This is a genomic window from Nocardia colli, from assembly GCF_008704205.1.
GTDB classification, from domain to species: Bacteria; Actinomycetota; Actinomycetes; order Mycobacteriales; family Mycobacteriaceae; genus Nocardia; species Nocardia colli.
This window is the reverse complement of sequence record NZ_VXLC01000015.1, coordinates 461,572-479,608: the sequence shown is the minus strand read 5'-3', so window position 1 is coordinate 479,608 and position 18,037 is coordinate 461,572. Positions and strand designations below refer to the sequence as shown.

Here is an 18,037-nt window from a genome sequence, read left to right as displayed (position 1 = left end):
TGTCGATCTATTGCGTTGTCCGACAGGTCAATCCGCCACGGCCACCCGCGCTGATGTCGAATTCGCCGAATGCCGATTGCCGCTCGCGCGCGTCGGGGACAGAGCGCGAAAGGTGTAGTCCTGCTTCGGATCGAATCGTTCGCTGTGATTCCACAGCGAGTTCCGGAATCCCTGGGACGGGCGCAAGATCGGAACTTCGCCGCGAGCGTTGGAGAAGTAGCTGCGCACGTTGTGTCGCTTGACCTGGCGTTCGACCACATACTCCTGCGCAACCAGAGTGAACGGGCTGGTGACCATCATCTGATGCCAGGCGTCATGCGCGGCCTGGGTCACCTCCACGATCTCGGCGCCTTGCCTGCGTGCTTCGGTGAGGACTCGCGCGACGTGCAGCCCGGCGGTTTCGCTCATGCTCACGAAGGTCACACCGTTCCAGCCGTACGGTCCGTAGATGGACCATCGGTTCGGCAACCCGGGGATGGCGACACCGGCGTAGGCCTGCATGCCGTTGGCGCGGTAGAACTCACCCAGGTCCATGCCGTCGCGTCCGCTGACCGCGCCGACCGGGAAGGATTCCGGTTCGGATGCGACATTGAAGCCCGTAGCCAGGACGATCATGTCGTAGGCGTGGTCCACGCCGTCGGTCGTTCGGATCCCGCGCTCGGTGAATCGCTCGATCGGCGTGGTGCAGAGATTTCCGTTGTCTCTGTTGAAGGACTGCAGGAAACCGCGCCCGAAGGTCGGCATGTTGGCCATCAGTCCGTGCCGGGGAATCAGGGCCGCACGGACGTCCGGATCTTTGACCTGGAATCGCAGGTACGCCCGATAGGCCGCGCGCAGCGCATTCTCGAACGTCTCGATCACGGCGAGCGTGACGCGTTTCGGCAGACGCTCGGCCGCGACGACCACGGCCTGGTACAGATACCAATTGGCCATGTACGCCAAGGCGTGGAAACGTCGTGATCGCATGAGCGCACGGCCCAGGCGGCCGAAAGCGAAGTCCGGCTTGGGGCCGCACCAGGTGGCGGTGCGCTGGTACACGTCCAGCTGGGCCACGTCGGAAACGATCGACGGCACGATCTGCATCGAGCTGGCCCCCGTGCCGATCACCGCCACCCGCTTGCCGCGATAGTCGTAGTCGTGGTCCCATCCGGCCGAGAGCATCACCTTCCCGGTGAACTTCTCCACATCGGGGATGCCCGAGTTCGACCGCGGCTCGAGGAAGTAGCCGGTGGCGTTCAGCAGATAGCGCGCCTTCAGTGTCGAACCATCGTCCAAATACACTGTCCAGAAGCCGGTTTCGTCGTCCCACACTTCACGTTCGACCGAGACGCCGAACCGGGCCCGCTCGTACAGGCCGTGTTCGCGCGCGACCCGCCGGCAGTATTCGCGCACCTCGGCGCCGGTCGCGAACATTCGTGACCAGCTGTTCGGTGCGAAGGTGAACTCGTAGGAGGTCGAAGGCACGTCGAGGGCAACGCCCGGGTAGGTGTTGGCGATCCACGTGCCGCTGAAATCGCTTCTGCGATCCAGGATTACGAAGTCGTCGATACCGGCGCGCCGGAGCTGACAGCCTGCGCCGATACCACTGACGCCCGCGCCGATCACCACGACCTCGAACTGCGGCTGAACCCTTGCCGCCGTTGGGTTTCCATTGTTCTCACTCAAGGAACGAGTCCTCACTCGAGGATCGCCGGACGATCGACGATCGAATGTGCTCCTCCGCCGATTTCTCCGGCGTGGCGTGGCGGCCGGTACGCCGGCGTCACTGTCTCAGATAGTTGCATACTTCGAATATGATGGCAATCCAAGTTGCAGTGACATCTGAATAACTGAACTATCTGGAGTGCAGATCCGGCTGGTCCGGGATCAACACGATCGAACCGGCGCAATCGCCGGGTTACCTGCGGCAGTTTGCCGGAGCCGGGCGTGCGAATCGCTCGCGGTAGGCGCCCGGGGCGACACCGACCAGCCGGAGGAATGTGCGGTAGAGGGTTTCAGGGCGCCGCAAGCCGACTGCCAAAGCTATCCGGTCCACTGGATGGTCGGTGGTCTCCAGCAAGCGACGTGCTGCGGCGACTCGAGCTTTTTCGACGTAGCGGGCCGGAGTGACGCCGAGTTCGGCGGCAAAGACCCTGGAAAAGTGCCGGGTGCTCATTCCGGCCTGTTGAGCGAGGGCGTCGAGGGTGAGGTCGGCCGAGAGGTTCTCCTCGATCCAAATCTGCAGGGCGCGTAGCGGTTCCAGGCGGGGCGGCGCCGCGGCGATGGGGACACTGAACTGACTTTGCCCGCCCGGCCGATGCAAATACACGACCAGCCATCGCGATATCTCGCGGGCCAGTTCGAAACCGTGGTCCGCGGTGACCAACGCGATCGCCAGATCGATACCCGCGGTCACGCCGGCCGACGTCCAGATTCCGTTGTCCTCCACGTAGATTCGATCTGCGTCGACGTTGATGTCGGGATACTGCCGCATCAAGAGGTCGCTACCGGCCCAGTGGGTTGTGACTGTGCGATTCGTCAGCAGACCTGCTTCGGCCAGCAGGAAGGTGCCCGCGCATATCGAGCCGACGCGGCGTGCCAAGGGGGCGGCGCGTCGGATTCCGTCGATGAGTTCCGCGTCGCGGGTGGCCGGCCCGTAGGCAAGTCCTCCCGTGACCAGCAGAGTGTCCACGCCGGCGCCGCGGTCCTCGAGCGCACGGGACACGCTGAGTTCGACTCCGTTCATTGCGCGCACCACTCCGGCCCGCGCCGCGACGACTTCGACCTGGTACAGAGGTTTACCGCTCAGCACAGTCGCGGCGTTGAAGACATCGGCGGGGCCGGCCAGATCCAGTAGCTGCAAGCCATCGAACACCACCATCTGTACGAGTCGGGTATCGACAGTCATGCACTCATCCTGCATCCACCCGGCGATGGCGTCCATGCCACCTTTATTGCAATCTCAGCCAACACGGCAACCGGCTGATGACCGACCCACAGCGCCTATCTCGACGCGTGTATTCGCCGATCTCGCACTCGTGACAATGCCGCGCCCCACGCGAGGCGAGTGGCCGACGCCAGCTCGGCCGGTCGGAACATGCCGTGCTCGAGCATGATCTTGTGAGCGAGCGCCTTGGTTTTCACCGACGCCTTGCTCGTGCTCCCGGAATCGAATGGTGGACTCGGGTCGTACTCCAACGCCAGCTGAATTGCCTTGGCGTAGCCCTCGCCGGCTTCTTCCCCCGCAACGTGCAGCGCTAGATCGATGCCCGCCGAGACACCGGCCGAGGTGACGATTTTCCCGGCCGCGACAATCCGTAGGTCGCCGCACGGCCGGACACCGAACGGACGTAACAGGTCGAGCGCCCGCCAATGGGTGGTGGCGTTTTGGCCGTTCAGCAGTCCAGCCGCCGCCAGGATCACCGAACCGCTGCATACCGACAGCGTCCACCGGGAGGTTTCGTGGACAGACCGTAGCCAGGCGAGGAGTCTTCCGTCGCGCGCAGTCGACGGTGTCGAGGTCCCCGAGCCCGGCACCAGGACGATGTCAGGCCGCGGCGTGTCCGCAAACGTGTGTGTGGCACCCAAGTACAGGACGCCGGAATCGGTAGCGACCGGCCCGACCTCGTGCCAGACGAAACGAACTTCGGCACCGGGTAACGCTCGCAGCACCTCGTAAGGCCCGATCAGGTCCAATGCTGTCACTCCCGGATAAGTGACGAATGCGATTTGCATGCTGTCCCTTCAGTTACTAGCGCGAGGCCGGCGCGTGCCCGAACGCATCACGAATGAATGAGCTGAGCTCGTCGATGGCATCGAAGCCGTCCGGGAACAGAGCTGCGTCCAAATGGAAGTCGTGCAGCACCCGGTCCCAGACCTGGAGTCTTACGGGGATCTCCGCCGCAAGGCAGCGTTCGACGATCAGTTCGGAGTCCAGCAGAAGCACTTCCGCGGAGCCGACCTGGATGAAGACCGGCGGCAAACCCGCGAAATCACGGCCGGCCAACGACCAGAACGGGTCGACCTTCCCGTCTACCTGCACCGCCCACCGCACGCACAAGGAGTAGAAGTTCGCGGAGCAGAAGCCCTCGCTCTTGTTGTTCGGGTGCGCAAGCTTCTCGGCGAGATCGAATTCGGCGAACGGGGAGATCGCCGCGATCGCCTGCGGCATCGCCAGGCCGCGCTCCCGCGCGATGAACGCCAGATAGAAGCACAGCCCCGCACCCACTGAATCGCCTGCCAGCACGATCCGTTCCGCGGGGATTCCCCGGTCCAGCAAGTACCGGTATGCGCTGTAGCAGTCTTCCAGCGTGTCCTCGATACGCGCACCGTCCGGAATCTGTCGGTATGCGACGTCGAGTACGGCGGCGCCGGAACCGCGCGCCATCCGGGCGGCGATCCCCCGATGGGTGCCCAGCCCGCCGACGAGCAGACCTCCGCCGTGAAAATACAGAATCACAGCAGGGTCTGCCGCTACATCTGGGTCATCGACTCCGGGGACCCACACCCACTCTGCTTCGAAATCCCCGAAATCGACGCGCCGTAGTCGAGTACCAGGGGGCGGCTGGAGCAAAGCCTTCGAGAAAGTCCGCGTAACCAGTCCGCATGCTCTCAGAATGAGCCGTTGCGAGATGAGATCATGATCGTATTCCCACACCGTCAAGTCGAGTAACCTGCGGAACGTCGCACGCGTGAAATTGTGAAACAACCGCGCCCCGCGGCGCGTCGTCACCGTTTCCACCACGTCAGCCATGCCGTTTGCGATCTTATTTTTCTCGGCTCGCCCCGCCTCGGATTTCAGCATATTCGCTCACTTTCGAATCTTGGGCCTGTTGAAGGCGGCTCGGCATTGCGGATGTTGAGCACGTGTGCTGGCGCTGCATACGACTCAGCGCTACCGTGCGAGCATCCGTTCCCGCGACCATGGGGCGCAATGACGAAGTTATGACGTTTCCAGCCATCGACTGGAAACGACGGCGTCTGCCCCTACCCGAGCGCTACTCGATGGCCGAAAATGCAATGGATCCGTCGTTGATCAGGTAGCAGGCCTATTGCAGGATGAGAGTTTGCGGCCACCGAAGCCGAGCCGCCGCATCAGCTCTGAGCATGCACTTCGGTCATGAGATATACGCGCGCAAATCGACGAAAGGATTCCACGGCATGGTAGAACTCGGCCGCTACGGTGTCTGGTCCTGGGCGCGTGCCCGATCCGGATCAGCCGACGGTGGCAGCGACCGGCTCATCGATGCCGTGGTCGCGACCGGTGCCGCCGACACCATCCTGACCGAACTCGACGAACACTTCGATGCCGGCGCCGACCACGTCGCAATCCAGCAGTGCGCCTACCACATCGCCCCCGGCAGATAACCGGCAGAACTTGTGAATCCCATCGCGAGAGTGCGAATCTCGCGACACGCGGGCAGGCATTCAGTCGCCTCGGTTCGAAGAACGGAGATCACTCACATGACCAGCAGCGCAAGCTTCGACGCATTACTTCGACCCGGCGACCGTCCGAACCGGTGCCGGTATCACGATCTCCGTCGGCATGATGCGCCCCACCTCTCTCGGGACGCTGACCCTCACCAGTCGCGATCCCGCTACCGCACCAAGGATCGACCTCAACCTCCTCGCCGAACCCGACGACCGCCGCCGCATGCTCGAGGGCATCGCACGGTGCCGCAGTGCAGCATTCGATGCTCACCACCCTCAGCACCTATAACCACCCCACGTCGACCGCACCTACGGGCGCCGACCACGACCCCGCAGCGGTGACCGACCAGCACGGCGCAGTACGCGGCACCGAAGGACTGCGCGTCATCGATGCCTCGCTACTCCCCGACATTCCCTCCGTCCCGCCCCACCTGACAATCATCGCCGCAGCCGAATACCTCGCCGACCAGATTCGGCAAAGCTGACGAGGTTGGCGGCAAGAGGGCAGTTGAGCTACCACTTGACCATCGGCAACGGCGAGAACGGGTGGCCGCGGATGCGACGAACGGCGAGCTGGGCGAGACGGCGGCGAAACCCGCTGTCGGGGTAGCGGCGTGTCACGGTGCGATAGTCGCCTCGGGTCATCCCGAAGCGTCGCAGCCCGGCAGTGACGTCGACGGTGTCGGCTCGCCGGAACAACTCGACCTCCGGCGGCGACCCGGTCGCGTGGCGAATCTTGTGGTGGTCGTCGATCATGGTGCTGACCAAGGGAATCAGGTCCTCGCGCCGCTGATCTGTCAGCCATTGATGCGCGAGCTGGATCGACGGCGCCAGATAGTCGAAGGTATTGGATGTCCACACGCCCAGGTCGTGAAAGATCGCGGCGGTCAGGAATTCAATACGCCCGCTCGGCCCGTCCGGGTCACCCGGCGTCTGCCCCGACAGTGCGTCGCAGAACGACAGCACACGCAGCACATGATTGGTGTAGGCAGCCCGGTCGGCACCCAGCTCGGCCGTCCACGGATCCAGACCCCGCCCGACCGCCAGCTCGAGCGTCTTCGCCATTGGCCTCTCCTTCATAAAAGCTATCGTCCGAGGAAAACGCCACGACGTCCAGGACGCGTCGGTGGCAATTCGCGCCACGTAATCCCAGTTCTCGCGAACATCGGCCGGCGTCCATGGCGCGGATCGCAATGAATCTGTCCTGTGCTGCGAAGCGACGATTGTGCACCATGAGGTCGATGTGCTTCTGCGGCTGCGATGTTTCCGGGCAGGCGGGCCGGACGGCAATTTGTTCCGCTTGCCCACCGACTCCACGTCAGCGCGCCAATCGAATCAGAAACGAAAGTTGAGGATCATGATGCGCAGGTTTCTTTCCGCTATGGCCGTCACCGGCGCTGTCGCTCTGGGCGCGGCCGCCGGCACCGCGGATGCCAGCCCACCGTCGCAGCCGGTATCCCCACAGTGCAGCCTGATTGCCGTCCCCGCCCTGATGATCGCCTACCAGATCGACCCCTCCGGCCAGTCCAGTGCCCCACTCGTCACGGCCCTGCGTAACCTCCAGTACCAGCTGTGCCCCTAGGGATGGCACCATCGTGGCCAGAACGTCGGACTGTTTCCGGTTCGCGCTGGCGTCTCGCTCACCCGGGACCGCCTGGTGATCCGTCCCAAGTAGCAGAGCCCGGCCGGTGATTCCCACGCGGCGAGGAGGTTCGCTGCCAGCCGATCTGCGGTCGGCCGCCGGACCGTCGAGTACATCTCCGAACAGGGTGCTCAACTCCCTGGTCGACCGCGCAGCACAATGAGCTGTCGGCTGTGGACGCTGCTCACGATGGCGGAACAACCGTGGTCAGCAGGCCGGTTTTCAGATCGTAGGCGTATCCGCCGATCGCGAAATGCTTACTGCTGGGCAGTAATTCGGGAGCTGCGCGCAGTCGCGCGACGTCCGCGCGGACGGTGACCGCGGGGTCGAGGACGGCCATGTCTGCTGCGGTGCGCTCGTCGTAGCCGCCGCGGGCCGCGAAGGTGTGGCGGAGGTCTTCGTCGGCGAGAAGTGCTGAGCCGCAGTCGGTGTGGTGGATGATCGCGACTTCGAACCAGTCTGCGTCGGGGGTCTTGGTTTCGTGCAAGTGGCAGATCCAGGCCAGGTCCTTGATCACCGCGGGCGTGACCCGGCCACCGACATTGCGCGCGACCACGGCCTCGCCGAGCCGGAGCCCGAGGGACGCGGCCGGCTCGACTCGCGGGTCTATGCAGGTGATGAGGTAGAGCTGGCGGAAGGGGATGAACGGGATCGCGGGGATGTCGTGCTTGGCCTCGGTGGCGGCGAACTGTTCGTTGCGTTCCAGCAGGACGGAGAAGCGGGAGGAGGTCATGGGTCAGGCTCCGATCAGGGGGTGGTCGGCCGGGGTGACCGTGCGGGTGGCGTCGAGGATGACCTCGGCGACCACGTCGGGCCGGGCGGCGGGTACGGCGTGTGCGGAATCGACTGCGGTGGTGCGGGATTCGGCGCGTCCGGCCATGAACCGCATGGTTTGCGGTGGGAGTGAGTTGTCCTGCGTCGTGATCAGCGCCCAGGACGGAATCGAGCGCCAGGCGGGCTCGCCCGGCAGGGTCTCGGCGAGGGCCGCGGGTTCGATGGGTCGCTGGGCGGCCGCGAGCACGGCGGCGAGTGCCGGGTCGAGATCGCCGGCGTAGACCTCGGCGAACCGGTCGGGGCGCAGTGTGAGGTCCTGTCCGCCAAGGGGATTGGGGGTGATCGCCAGATTGTCGGGGGTGAGCAGGCTACCGGGGAACTCGGCGTTGAGTTCACCGACGCTCTCGCCCGTGTCGGGTTGGAAGGCAGCGATATAGACGAGCGCGCGCACGGCGCCGGTCGCGGCGATGGCCGGGTGCGAGATCACCGCGCCCGCATATGAATGCCCGGCCAGCACGACCGGTCGGCCGACGGCGGTGATCACCGCGGCCAGGTAGGCGGCGTCCTGTTCGAGGCTGCGCATGGGCAGGGCTGGCGCGAGAACCGTGTGACCGGACGAGTGCAGCCGAGCGATGACCGGATGCCAGATCGAAGCGTCGGTGAGCGCGCCGTGCACGAGCATCAGCATTGGATTGGAAGTAGACAGAATGTTCGTTCTCTCCATGCCGAGAACCGTAGGCGCACCCCCGCCCAAGTGTCAACAGAACGTTCTGCCTCTATTGTGAAGTCCATGGTTGCCACCGAATCGAAGCCTCGCGACCGGCTGCTGGAGACCGCGCGCCGCCTGTTCTACGGCGAGGGAATCCACAGCGTGCCGGTCGACCGGTTGGTGACCGAGGCCGGCGTGACCAGGGCGACCTTCTACCGGCACTTCCCCACCAAAGAGAGCCTGGTCGAGGCATACCTGCGCGCCACCGACGCGGATCTCCGCGCGGCGGTCGGTGCTGCGCTGGACCAGGAAAGCCCGCAACAGAGCGCCGCCGCGCTGCTGGACCTGATCGGTCAGGTCACCTGTTCGGCGGGCTTCCGCGGCTGCCATTTCATCAATGCCTCGGCCGAATACCCGGATCCGGACGACCCGGTGCGGATCGCGGTCGCCGAGCATCGCGCCTGGTTCCAAGACACGGTGACCCTGCTGGCCGAGCGAGCCGGGCACCCGAATCCGGCGTATGCCGGGCGGGTCCTCGTCCTGCTGCACGACGGAGCCCTGTCCGCCGCGGAACTGGACGATCCCCAGGAAGTACGCAACACCGTGATCCGCGCTGGCCGCGAGCTGCTCGGGCTCCCATGACACCGCTGCTTACGCAGACCTCGCAAAACGGAACAAATCCACAATTGCGACGTAATTCTTATTCCTGACTGAATTCGGCAGTGGTCGGCAGAATCTGCGGATTTCGTGCACCGAGCCCTTCCGCTGTGGGTAGCATCGCGCGGTCGGCTGACCGAACAGTGAGGAAACATCCTGTGACCAGATCTGAAAATGAGCCACCCCCTTTCGCTCCGGCAACGCCTCCGCCATTCCCCGAAGTTCAGCCTGCCCGGCGGCGCATCGGACGACGCAAGTTGGCCACTATCGCGGGCGTGCTACCGCTGGGCGCCATCGCGGTCGGCTCGACAACTTTGTTCCGCAATCCCGGGGATGCCCATTCTGCCGCGGCCCAGTCAGCGAACACGACAAGCGCAACCACCACGGCCGCCAACAGCGGCGCGGCGACCACAAGCACTATCGCGACGAGGAGCGCGCCCGCGGCGGACCTCGCCCCGGAAATATCGCGAATCGGAAGTCGGCATATCGCCGCCTTGCACACCATTCATACCTATATCAACCATAACTGGACCTATCACCCGCAGTCCTTGGACGAGTATTTTGCGGGTGCCATCGATTCCACGACGGGCACACTTCGTCAGCAGCTGATCGATACGCAGCGAGCGACTCGCGACTATCTTCTCGCAACCAATAGCCGGAGCGAAGTGGTCGAATTCAATTGCGGACTACGAGCGATCACCGGCACCACGGCGCTCGGCATCGGATATGTCAAGCAATCCCTGACCAGCGACCTCACTCCCGGTCCGGGAATTTCCTTGATCGCAACGATAGTGACCGCGGAGGAGCAACCCGACGGACGCTGGTTGATCAGCGATCTCAAGCGCATTTCGACGTAGCCGACGACCGGTTCGGTCTCGTAGTGGTCAGCGAAGAGACGAGCGGATGTCAGGCGCGCAGCCTGCTGATCATGCATCCCTGCGGTGGACTCGAATTGCGTTGCGTTGCTTTCTCTTTCCGTGCACGTACGGCGTAGGCGTCCTGAACCTCCCTGGTCCGGAAATCGAGATCGCTGCCGCCGCCGGAGAATACGGTGATGCACACGACCAGCACGGGGGTGAGCACCACTGATATCGCGATGAGTGTGTCCATGAGTTATCCCTTCGATCTGCTGAGAGCGGGTGGCTTCACATCGGTCTCGTGGGCGAGCCGGATCAGCCGCTCGCGCACGAGATCGGGTCGCTCGTCGACGAGGAAATGGCTGCACCCGGGAACCGCCTCGAACTCGTAGTCATCCGCCAGAGCCGTCCGGGGCGATGCCGAGGCGGGGTGGATCGCCAGGTCATCGGCGCCGAACAGCACACGAATCGGCACCTGGGCGCGACGCCGTTCCGGCTTCAGCACGGCAGCGGGGACTTCCCGCAGCAGGAAGGTGCGGTAGGTGTCGGTTCCCGCCCGTGCACGTTCCGGTTCCCGGAAGCGGCTGGCGAACTCGTCGACCACGCTCGGGGGCAGCCGGCGGTCCCGCGGTATTCCCACCCGGAACATCACCTTCTCGATGAAATGTGTTCTCCGCTGGATGAATTGGCCGAACACGGCCAGCAACGGCTGATACGACAGTGTGCGCACCAGCTGCGGCACCGCCGTGCGCACGGTCTGCCAGGGGTGACTGATGTTGATCGAGAGGTAGCCTCGGAAGCGCTCCGGTGCGCGCAGGATCAGCAGGTATCCGACCCAGCCACCCCAGTCGTGGCCGACGAGCAGGACCGGCTCGGATAACTCCAGCGCGTCCATCAGCGCGAGTAGATCGCTGGCTATGTCCTCCTTGCGCCACCGGTGCGGCGGCGGGCCCGACCATCCGTAGCCGGGCAGGTCGGGAGCGATGATGCGCAACCCGGCCGGCGGATCAGCGAGCAGATCGCGGTACTCGTAGTGGTGCTGCGGCCACCCGTGCAGGACCAGGACCGGACGGCCCGACCCCGCCTCGGTGACATGGAAGTCGACATCACGCGCCCGCACGATCGACCGGCGCACGCCCGGGATATCGGGTGGCCCGCCGTTCAGCCGGCGGTTCGGGCTCGTCGCCTGACCATCCATGTCGATTCCTTCGCCTTCGAAGCCGCAACCACCGGTCGTCGGACTATACAATTACAAGTTGCTGTACTTCAACAAGTAAACTCGATCGACGGCTCGCGACACCGTGCGGGCACAATGGGCCGTGAAGTGGAAGGGGCACCGATGACCGACGGCAGGCAACCGGCCCGACCGGAGATCAAACCGTTCTGCCCCTACTACGGCGCGGCGATGAGCTTGCTCAGCAAACGATGGGCAGGCGAGATCCTGCGCGCGCTGGTCGTGGGCCCCATGCGCTTCGGCGACTTCGCCGCCACGATCCCCGGCATCACCGATCGTGTTCTGTCCCAACGACTCAAAGACCTCGAGGCAGCCGAACTCGTCAGCCGCGAGGTGCAGCCCAGCACACCGGTGCGGATCGACTACCGCCTCACCCCCGGCGGCGAAGCATTGGGCGCGGTACTGCTCCATCTGAACGGATGGGCACTGAAATGGATCACCGTCCCCGGCGACCGCTCCCACGATCGCGGAAGCTGAGGCGCAATCCAGGACCTCAGCGAGATAGTGGCGTGATCGTGGCGGGCGACGGCGGCTGAGTTGCCGGCGCTACGGTCCCGACGGCCATGGCCCACCTCCAGCATCATGGCGTCCGCATGACGGGCAGTGGTCTGAATTCCTTTCGGACACAAGCGGAAGCCGTGTCGGCGACGTGTGGGGGGTCGCACGGCTTTCACGGCGCGGCCGGCATCGCCACGGGATAGTGCGTGGGCGATCTCGGGTCAGAACTTGCCCGTTTGATGATCGATGTTGTGCCCCAACTGTTTTGCGAACTCGGCGATGAATTCCTCGGTGAGCGGCGGCCAGCCCCAGAAGTCGAAGGCGAGGGCGCCCAGGGCGAATTCCGCGGGCCACTGCCACTCGGTCACCGGGCTCTCGATGCCACAGCTACCGCACCGCACAACTCCGGCGCCGGTGCTCTTCCACGCCGCCACCGCATCTCGGAACGGCCGCCACACTTCGGGGTCGGCCTCCCACTGCTGCGGGTAATCGATGATCACGGTTTTGGCCCCGCAGCGCGGGCACCCGGCCGAATCCGGCTCGATCCCACCCTGCCCGCCGAAATGGTCGGCGCGCCCGACGATCACCGCCACCGGCCCGGGAATCCAATCACCCCACTCCTGCGTGATCTGCCGCCACTCGGCTCCGGGCAGGTAGCCCTCCGCCACGTCGAGGCTGTACATCCCCTCGGCCGACGTCTCCCGCGACAGCAACCGGCGCGAAACCAGCCAATCCACCACGCGTTCGGCCAGCGCCGCCGCGTCGGAAGCGGACACCTCCACGTCCACGATCCGCTCGAAATAGTCACCCATAGTTGGCAATTACCTCCCAGACATCTCTGCACACGCTCCGCCCCGGCCGCCAACCGTCCGAGGCAGATACAGTTCGTCGACGCTACTCGAAACCGGTACGGCCGGACCAGGTAGCTCGAGCGATTCGGCGTGCGGCCCCGCTCCCCTGCCAGGCTCGGGCAAATGACCTGATTGTCGCGCAAGCGACGAAAGAGCGGTGGTGCACGGTGTGTTCCATCCGCGGTGGGTGTCGCTCCGAATAGGTTCCGGCAGGTCCGTTTTCGTGGTGGTGCGATCTGTCGCCATCGAGTCTCGAAGTCACTGTGTCCGAGCGCGGGAGGAACGTTCCACGATGAAAGCCCGGTCTGGAGTTCTTATAGCCATAGCTGTAGTGATGACAGGTGTCGCCATGGATACGCCGACCGCCGCAGCCGAACCTGGCAGCGGCGACGTGGTCCGGCTGTATTTCGACGACGGAATCCCCCAGGTCGAGGAGGGGGAACTGCGGTGTATGAATCTCGATTCGGACACCACCGTTTCGGCACCTCTGTGTCAGCCGAACTCCGGCAGTCCACGCCAGCGGTGGGAGTGGCGAGTCGTTGCCGCCGGAGTCGTGCAGTTGAAGAACGTCGCTACTGGTTTATGTCTTGACGGCGGCGGCAAGGACAGCGTCTTATACGGATTTTCCTGCAATGCCGACAACAGTAACCAGCGCTTCTACTACAACTTCACCGCACAGGGCACCCGCCTGATCAGCAGGGACAGCAGATATGCCTGCAAAGACATCATCTTCGGTGACGACAAGGTGCGAGTGATATCCGAGAACCGGAATTGCTTTCGAAGCGGTGTCTGGGAAGTGGAAGCAGCCAAATGACGTCGCGCGGTGCTCGTCCACTCGATGGATGAGCACCGCGCCACAAATGCGATCAGGTCACTTCACCAGCTGGAACTGATCGTTGAGGGTCGTGACGAACGCGTTGATGTTGTTCAGCCCATCCTGCACAGAGCTGGTAATCGGGTCGACCGGGGCGGGGGCGTTGGTTTCGTGCCGCTGATCGTAGGCGAATCCTTCCAGGTCGTTCAAATTCTGTTGTGCAAGAGCCTGATTGGCCTCCGACGCCGCAGTACCTGCGCCGATCGCCGCCCCTAACCCCGCGCCGATCGCCGCACCGAGCGGTGCGCCCACCGCGGCAGTGCCCAGGCCGGCAGCGGTTGCGACTCCGGCACCGATCCCGCCGCCGATCGCCGCACCCGCCAGGCTGCCGACGATCGGACCGGCGATGGTCCCCACGAAACCGACGATGGTCCCGCCGATGATCGCCCCGGGAATGCAGCCGACCAGCAGCGCCGGAGCGCCGACCAGGCATCCGCCCGCCATTCCGACGACAGCGCCGATCAGCGGCCCGGCAACCAAGCCGACGCCGGCACCGACCGCCGCGCCGATGCCCGCGCCGATCGGCACTGTGGCCAGGCCGGTGCCGACACCGGTGATGGCACCGACCGCCGCGCCGGTGGCCGCACCGCCGATCCCGCCGATCGCCGCACCGTCCACCGCGCCGTCGATCGTGGCCGCAGCCAGTAGCTCACGTCGCCGCTGGTCCACCAGCGCAAAATAGTCGGGGTCGATGACGTTGGCGCTCAGAGTGCCATTCGTACCCGGCTCGAAATCCGTCCCCCGACCCTGACCGACGTTGTCCCACGGCGCAACTGCCGCCGCATCATGGATAAACCCAGCTGCCGCAATGGATTTCGATACCGTACCCGCGCCCTGCGGGACTGTCTCCGCCGCGGCGAAGCACTGACTCGAAGCAATCCCAGCCGTTGCTACGACGCCTACAATTCCCACCTTCGCCAAACCTCGCCGTGCACGCATATCGTCTCCTCCTGGTACTGAATTCAGCCGATCTGCCACCGTGAAATGCAAAGCCGACTTTGCGTGGCATCGTGCGCGATAACTCCGACCAGAATCAGTTGAGCTGCGACAACGCATCGCTGATTGATTCCGACTCAATCGAATCACCGCGATGTTCGACAAAACACGGGCCGTAAGGCCCCGATCGGAAGGACCTTGGCGATGGACTTCCGATCTGGAAGTTCCCGGCCGCCGGTAGACGATCGGACCTGCTGGGAAGCCTCGACGTCGGTCGACCCGCACGTTTTCGACGCGATCCGGAACCGTAGTTCCCCACGGCGACAAAGGTATTCGGTGCGGTCAGATGCCTTCGTTGAATGCGCGGTCGACCAGGACTTCGAGTTCGACGTCGGCGGCGGAATATCCGAAGATCGCGCGGAGGTAGATCGGCGCGAGGACGATGTCGAAGATCCGCTCCACCGTCGGCGGATTTCCGCCTTTCTCGGCTCGGTGATGGTCGATCGCCTGCTGGATCTGCGCCATCCGCCGACCGAGATAGGCGGCCGCATCGACCGCGGGATCAGCTTGGCCGTTGATGAACAAAGGAGATCGCGCCATGGCCAGCGCGCGATAGAAGGCGAAACCCTCCCGCGTCTGCACCTGTTTCGCGACCGCGTTGGCCCAGTCCAGCAGATCGCGGCGCAGGTCCCCCGAGTCGGGAAACGGCGACTCCTCGATCAGCTGCGTGACCGCGACATCCAGCACAAGCGACTCGATCGTGCCCCAGCGACGGTAGAGGGTGACTTCGTGGACGCCGGATCGCTCGGATACCTCGCGGATGGACAGGGCGTCGCGGCCTTCGCTGAACAGCGACCGCACAGCGTCGTGCACCTTCTGCCGGGTCTTCGCGGTGCGTCCCCCAGGACGAGCCTGACCAGTCTGTGTCTGGGCCATACCCGAAGATTAGACCAGATCTGCAAGAAAAGCTGCATTAGGATGGGAGGTGCTCGGCGCGAACGGGATTCGTCACGTTCGCACAAGTCCGGGCATGGCCACATCGGACCCCGGGTGTCCGGCCCGACACAGCGCTCCCGCCGCAGGTAGCGCGTGGCAGCGGCAGAGATCGACTGACCCGCCGGTCACAGTAGCTTGACGCGATCCGAGTCCAGCGAGTAGAACTTAGATCGTATTCAACGAACTAAGTTCGTTTCGATGTTGTGGAGGTGTGTGATGCGGGTTTCCGTCGTCGGAGCCGGTCTGGGAGGTCTGGCTCTCGCGCAGGGGCTGCGTGGTGCCGGGATCGAAGCGCAGGTCTACGAGCGCGACCCGGGGATCGTCGCACGATTCCAGGGCTACCGGCTCGTGCTGAACCCGATCGGTTTCCAGGCGGTGCGCGACTGCCTACCGGAGCGCTGGCGTGCACTGCTGGACGAGATCGTCATGGACGCTTCCGCTGAGCAGTTGATCCTGGACCCGCAGCTCAACGAGATCGGCAAGCTCGGCGCGGGCCGGACCGGCATCGTCGTCGACCGTCAAGTGTTGCGGCACTTGCTGTTGACCGGTCTCACCGTGCACACCGACGCCGCACTCACCGGCTACGACGTCCTGCCCGACGGCACGGTCCAGGCCCAGTTCGCCCGCCGCGACCCGGCCACCGCCGACCTGCTCGTCGGCGCGGACGGCGTCACCTCCGCGGTCCGCGACGTGCTGTCGCCGCAGACCACCCCAACCGACACCGGTGTCCGGTTCGTCATCGGCCGAACACCGTTGACCGAGGAGTTCGCGGGCCTGTCCAAGGCCTACGGTTCGAAGATCGCCGGCGACGGCGTCAGCCTGCTGCTGGGCGCGATGCAGTTCCGGACCCCGCCCAAGCAGGCCGCCGAACAACTGGACCCCGAAGTCGTGCTCCCGGATATCGGCGACTACGTGCGCTGGGCCATGATCCTGCCGCCGAACGGCTCGCTCGAGGATCTGAGCGCACAGGACGCCGTGCTGTCGCGGATGCAAGGCTGGCATCCGCTGCTGCGCACGCTGATCGAGCAAGCCGACCCGGACAACAGCACGCTGCTGTCCATCCGCGTGGTCAAGCCCGGAAAGCGTTGGGCGCCAGGCCCGGTCACGCTGCTCGGCGACGCGATCCACGCCACCTCCCCGACCGGCGGCAACGGCGCGAACACCGCGCTGCGCGATGCCGACCTGCTGCGCCGATGCTTGATCGACGCCGACCAAGGCCGCCAAGACCTGCTCGGCGCGGTCGACGAGTACGAGCGGCAGATGTTCGACTACGGCGCCGAAGCCGTGCAGAGCAGCCTCGACAAACTGCCCGCCTTCGCCCCCACGGCGAAGCTGTCCTGACACCGGCGGCCACCGAAGCCCGCCCGGCCTGCAACTGCGAAAATGTCCTGACACCGGCATTCACCGAAGTCCGTCCGGCCTGCAACTGCGAAGCTGTTCTGACGCCGGTGTCCATTCGATGTCGGCCCCGCCTGCAACTGCGAGGCCGCCGCGGCGGTGTTCGCTACCGGCTCGAGGGCATTCGGGCGGCGGCGAAGCTCCAATTCCAACGATCCAAAAGGGTGTGAACTCGTGCGGGAAGAGGTTGTGCTGCCACCGGAGACTGCGCACCGAGTCGCGGTGCTGAGCTTCGACGGAGTCGGCACGTTCGAAGTCGCGTTGGCCGTGCAGGTCTTCGCCGCGGCCAACGATCACGCGGGCACCGAACTCTACGAGGTCGCCGTGGCCGGACCAGCCGGGCCGACGACCACCCGGACCGGGCGCGGCACCAGCTATGCCCTGCTCCCGGACCGGTCGCTGGCGTGGGCCGAATCAGCCCACACCATCGTCGTGCCTGCCGCCCCGACGATCTACCAACCACCACCGGACATCGCCGCGACCATCCTGCGCGCACACGCCAACGGTGCCCGCATCGTCACGCTGTGCCTGGGCACGTTCCTCGTCGCCGCGACCGGTCTGCTCGACGGCTGTCAAGCGACCACCCATTGGCATTGGGCCGAGCAACTCGCCACCGACTACCCGAAAATCCATGTCCACCCCGAGCGACTATTCGTCGCCGACGGAGAATTCTTCACCTCCGGCGGCGGCACCGCCGCCATGGACCTGATCCTGCACCTGATCGAACGCGACCACGGCTCAGCACTCGCCACCGAAGTCGCCCGATTCCTGGTCGCCCCCATCCGCCGCGACGGCGACCAAGCCCAACGCGCAGGCTGGGACGTTCCCGAACAACCCCGCTCACTGGTCGACACCTTGTACTGGGCCGAAAACCATCTCGCCGAAACCCTCACCGTCGCCATGCTCGCCCAGCACGCCGGAATGAGCGTGCGCACCTTCTCCCGGCAATGCCGCGACGCACTCGGCATCCCCCCGATGGAATGGCTACAACGAGCCCGCGTCCGACGCGCCCAAGAACTGCTGCAACGCACCACCTGGACCGTGCAACGCATCGCCGAAGCCAGCGGATTCGGCTCCGAATCCGCACTGCGCTACCACTTCACCAGACTCACCGAGCTCACCCCCGGCGAGTACCGCAGCCAGTTCGGCGCGGCCCGGGGCCGACGGCCCGCGACAGAACAAGTCGTGGCCTGAAGTTCCAA

At 65.0% G+C, this 18,037-nt stretch carries 20 protein-coding genes and 1 pseudogene; 9 read left to right on the top strand and 12 right to left on the bottom strand.

The window, feature by feature from the left end:
- Positions 1-27: 27 nt before the first annotated feature.
- From F3087_RS29185 to F3087_RS29170, 4 genes are all read right to left on the bottom strand, one after another.
- The gene (locus F3087_RS29185) at positions 28-1,665 is read right to left on the bottom strand and encodes a flavin-containing monooxygenase (protein WP_191094190.1); all 1,638 of its coding nucleotides are present in this window, start codon (positions 1,663-1,665) and stop codon (positions 28-30) included.
- A 232-nt stretch (positions 1,666-1,897) separates the two neighbouring features.
- Entirely contained in the window at positions 1,898-2,887 is a 990-nt protein-coding gene (locus F3087_RS29180) for a GlxA family transcriptional regulator (RefSeq protein WP_150405262.1), read from the bottom strand.
- Positions 2,888-2,982: 95 nt separating this feature from the next.
- Positions 2,983-3,714 (bottom strand): DJ-1/PfpI family protein, encoded by a 732-nt coding sequence (locus F3087_RS29175; RefSeq protein WP_150405261.1) that lies wholly within the window; start codon positions 3,712-3,714, stop codon positions 2,983-2,985.
- 16 nt (positions 3,715-3,730) lie between these two features.
- Positions 3,731-4,783: an alpha/beta hydrolase gene (locus tag F3087_RS29170; protein WP_150405260.1), complete on the bottom strand. Its 1,053-nt coding sequence runs from the start codon at positions 4,781-4,783 to the stop codon at positions 3,731-3,733.
- 356 nt (positions 4,784-5,139) lie between these two features.
- Here F3087_RS29170 and F3087_RS29165 point away from each other — a divergent pair, with 356 nt between their 5' ends.
- Positions 5,140-5,346, top strand: a complete 207-nt coding sequence (locus F3087_RS29165) for a hypothetical protein (protein ID WP_150405259.1) — start codon at positions 5,140-5,142, stop codon at positions 5,344-5,346.
- 178 nt (positions 5,347-5,524) lie between these two features.
- Positions 5,525-5,894, top strand: a pseudogene (locus tag F3087_RS47510) (GMC oxidoreductase).
- Between the two features lie 28 nt (positions 5,895-5,922).
- Here the strand turns inward: F3087_RS47510 and F3087_RS29155 are convergent.
- On the bottom strand, positions 5,923-6,474 hold the full coding sequence (locus tag F3087_RS29155) for a phosphohydrolase (RefSeq protein WP_150405257.1): 552 nt from the start codon (positions 6,472-6,474) through the stop codon (positions 5,923-5,925).
- A 295-nt stretch (positions 6,475-6,769) separates the two neighbouring features.
- On the opposite strand from F3087_RS29155, the gene F3087_RS29150 reads away from it, so the two are divergent.
- On the top strand, positions 6,770-6,991 hold the full coding sequence (locus F3087_RS29150; RefSeq protein WP_150405256.1) for a hypothetical protein: 222 nt from the start codon (positions 6,770-6,772) through the stop codon (positions 6,989-6,991).
- A gap of 244 nt (positions 6,992-7,235) precedes the next feature.
- Here F3087_RS29150 and F3087_RS29145 read toward each other — a convergent pair whose 3' ends face one another.
- Both F3087_RS29145 and F3087_RS29140 read right to left on the bottom strand, forming a co-directional pair.
- The gene (locus tag F3087_RS29145) at positions 7,236-7,784 is read right to left on the bottom strand and encodes a carbonic anhydrase (RefSeq protein ID WP_150405255.1); all 549 of its coding nucleotides are present in this window, start codon (positions 7,782-7,784) and stop codon (positions 7,236-7,238) included.
- A 3-nt stretch (positions 7,785-7,787) separates the two neighbouring features.
- Positions 7,788-8,549, bottom strand: coding sequence for an alpha/beta fold hydrolase (locus tag F3087_RS29140; RefSeq protein ID WP_150405254.1), 762 nt, complete (start codon positions 8,547-8,549; stop codon positions 7,788-7,790).
- Positions 8,550-8,615: 66 nt separating this feature from the next.
- On the opposite strand from F3087_RS29140, the gene F3087_RS29135 reads away from it, so the two are divergent.
- Positions 8,616-9,176 (top strand): TetR/AcrR family transcriptional regulator, encoded by a 561-nt coding sequence (locus F3087_RS29135; protein WP_150405253.1) that lies wholly within the window; start codon positions 8,616-8,618, stop codon positions 9,174-9,176.
- Positions 9,177-9,349: 173 nt separating this feature from the next.
- On the top strand, positions 9,350-10,048 hold the full coding sequence (locus tag F3087_RS29130; protein ID WP_191094189.1) for a hypothetical protein: 699 nt from the start codon (positions 9,350-9,352) through the stop codon (positions 10,046-10,048).
- A 49-nt stretch (positions 10,049-10,097) separates the two neighbouring features.
- Here the strand turns inward: F3087_RS29130 and F3087_RS29125 are convergent, their stop codons facing one another.
- Entirely contained in the window at positions 10,098-10,301 is a 204-nt protein-coding gene (locus F3087_RS29125) for a hypothetical protein (RefSeq protein ID WP_150405251.1), read from the bottom strand.
- 3 nt (positions 10,302-10,304) lie between these two features.
- Positions 10,305-11,246: an alpha/beta fold hydrolase gene (locus F3087_RS29120; RefSeq protein WP_396897588.1), complete on the bottom strand. Its 942-nt coding sequence runs from the start codon at positions 11,244-11,246 to the stop codon at positions 10,305-10,307.
- A 141-nt stretch (positions 11,247-11,387) separates the two neighbouring features.
- Between F3087_RS29120 and F3087_RS29115 the strand changes: the two genes are divergently transcribed.
- Positions 11,388-11,759: a winged helix-turn-helix transcriptional regulator gene (locus F3087_RS29115; protein WP_150405250.1), complete on the top strand. Its 372-nt coding sequence runs from the start codon at positions 11,388-11,390 to the stop codon at positions 11,757-11,759.
- A gap of 242 nt (positions 11,760-12,001) precedes the next feature.
- Here F3087_RS29115 and F3087_RS29110 read toward each other — a convergent pair whose 3' ends face one another.
- Complete coding sequence (locus F3087_RS29110) at positions 12,002-12,592, bottom strand: hypothetical protein (protein ID WP_150405249.1); 591 nt, start codon at positions 12,590-12,592, stop codon at positions 12,002-12,004.
- Between the two features lie 388 nt (positions 12,593-12,980).
- Here F3087_RS29110 and F3087_RS29105 point away from each other — a divergent pair, with 388 nt between their 5' ends.
- Entirely contained in the window at positions 12,981-13,445 is a 465-nt protein-coding gene (locus F3087_RS29105; RefSeq protein ID WP_191094188.1) for an RICIN domain-containing protein, read from the top strand.
- A gap of 57 nt (positions 13,446-13,502) precedes the next feature.
- On the opposite strand, the gene F3087_RS29100 is transcribed toward F3087_RS29105, so the two are convergent.
- Both F3087_RS29100 and F3087_RS29095 read right to left on the bottom strand, forming a co-directional pair.
- Positions 13,503-14,606 (bottom strand): hypothetical protein, encoded by a 1,104-nt coding sequence (locus F3087_RS29100; protein ID WP_150405247.1) that lies wholly within the window; start codon positions 14,604-14,606, stop codon positions 13,503-13,505.
- A 177-nt stretch (positions 14,607-14,783) separates the two neighbouring features.
- Complete coding sequence (locus F3087_RS29095) at positions 14,784-15,377, bottom strand: TetR-like C-terminal domain-containing protein (RefSeq protein WP_150405246.1); 594 nt, start codon at positions 15,375-15,377, stop codon at positions 14,784-14,786.
- Positions 15,378-15,653: 276 nt separating this feature from the next.
- Here F3087_RS29095 and F3087_RS29090 point away from each other — a divergent pair, with 276 nt between their 5' ends.
- Both F3087_RS29090 and F3087_RS29085 read left to right on the top strand, forming a co-directional pair.
- Positions 15,654-16,778, top strand: coding sequence for an FAD-dependent oxidoreductase (locus F3087_RS29090; RefSeq protein WP_150405245.1), 1,125 nt, complete (start codon positions 15,654-15,656; stop codon positions 16,776-16,778).
- A gap of 231 nt (positions 16,779-17,009) precedes the next feature.
- Positions 17,010-18,029, top strand: coding sequence for a GlxA family transcriptional regulator (locus tag F3087_RS29085; protein WP_191094187.1), 1,020 nt, complete (start codon positions 17,010-17,012; stop codon positions 18,027-18,029).
- Positions 18,030-18,037 lie beyond the last annotated feature (8 nt).

Bases quoted from the DNA above. Each gene is read 5' to 3' on its own strand.
- F3087_RS29090 (WP_150405245.1), top strand. From the start codon at position 15,654: ATGCGGGTTTCCGTCGTCGGAGCCGGTCTGGGAGGTCTGGCTCTCGCG.
- F3087_RS29165 (WP_150405259.1), top strand. From the start codon at position 5,140: ATGGTAGAACTCGGCCGCTACGGTGTCTGGTCCTGGGCGCGTGCCCGA.
- F3087_RS29155 (WP_150405257.1), bottom strand. From the start codon at position 6,474: ATGGCGAAGACGCTCGAGCTGGCGGTCGGGCGGGGTCTGGATCCGTGG.
- F3087_RS29140 (WP_150405254.1), bottom strand. From the start codon at position 8,549: ATGGAGAGAACGAACATTCTGTCTACTTCCAATCCAATGCTGATGCTC.
- F3087_RS29105 (WP_191094188.1), top strand. From the start codon at position 12,981: ATGGATACGCCGACCGCCGCAGCCGAACCTGGCAGCGGCGACGTGGTC.
- F3087_RS29175 (WP_150405261.1), bottom strand. From the start codon at position 3,714: ATGCAAATCGCATTCGTCACTTATCCGGGAGTGACAGCATTGGACCTG.
- F3087_RS29095 (WP_150405246.1), bottom strand. From the start codon at position 15,377: ATGGCCCAGACACAGACTGGTCAGGCTCGTCCTGGGGGACGCACCGCG.
- F3087_RS29135 (WP_150405253.1), top strand. From the start codon at position 8,616: ATGGTTGCCACCGAATCGAAGCCTCGCGACCGGCTGCTGGAGACCGCG.
- F3087_RS29145 (WP_150405255.1), bottom strand. From the start codon at position 7,784: ATGACCTCCTCCCGCTTCTCCGTCCTGCTGGAACGCAACGAACAGTTC.
- F3087_RS29115 (WP_150405250.1), top strand. From the start codon at position 11,388: ATGACCGACGGCAGGCAACCGGCCCGACCGGAGATCAAACCGTTCTGC.
- F3087_RS29180 (WP_150405262.1), bottom strand. From the start codon at position 2,887: ATGACTGTCGATACCCGACTCGTACAGATGGTGGTGTTCGATGGCTTG.
- F3087_RS29150 (WP_150405256.1), top strand. From the start codon at position 6,770: ATGCGCAGGTTTCTTTCCGCTATGGCCGTCACCGGCGCTGTCGCTCTG.
- F3087_RS29120 (WP_396897588.1), bottom strand. From the start codon at position 11,246: ATGGATGGTCAGGCGACGAGCCCGAACCGCCGGCTGAACGGCGGGCCA.
- F3087_RS29125 (WP_150405251.1), bottom strand. From the start codon at position 10,301: ATGGACACACTCATCGCGATATCAGTGGTGCTCACCCCCGTGCTGGTC.
- F3087_RS29110 (WP_150405249.1), bottom strand. From the start codon at position 12,592: ATGGGTGACTATTTCGAGCGGATCGTGGACGTGGAGGTGTCCGCTTCC.
- F3087_RS29170 (WP_150405260.1), bottom strand. From the start codon at position 4,783: ATGCTGAAATCCGAGGCGGGGCGAGCCGAGAAAAATAAGATCGCAAAC.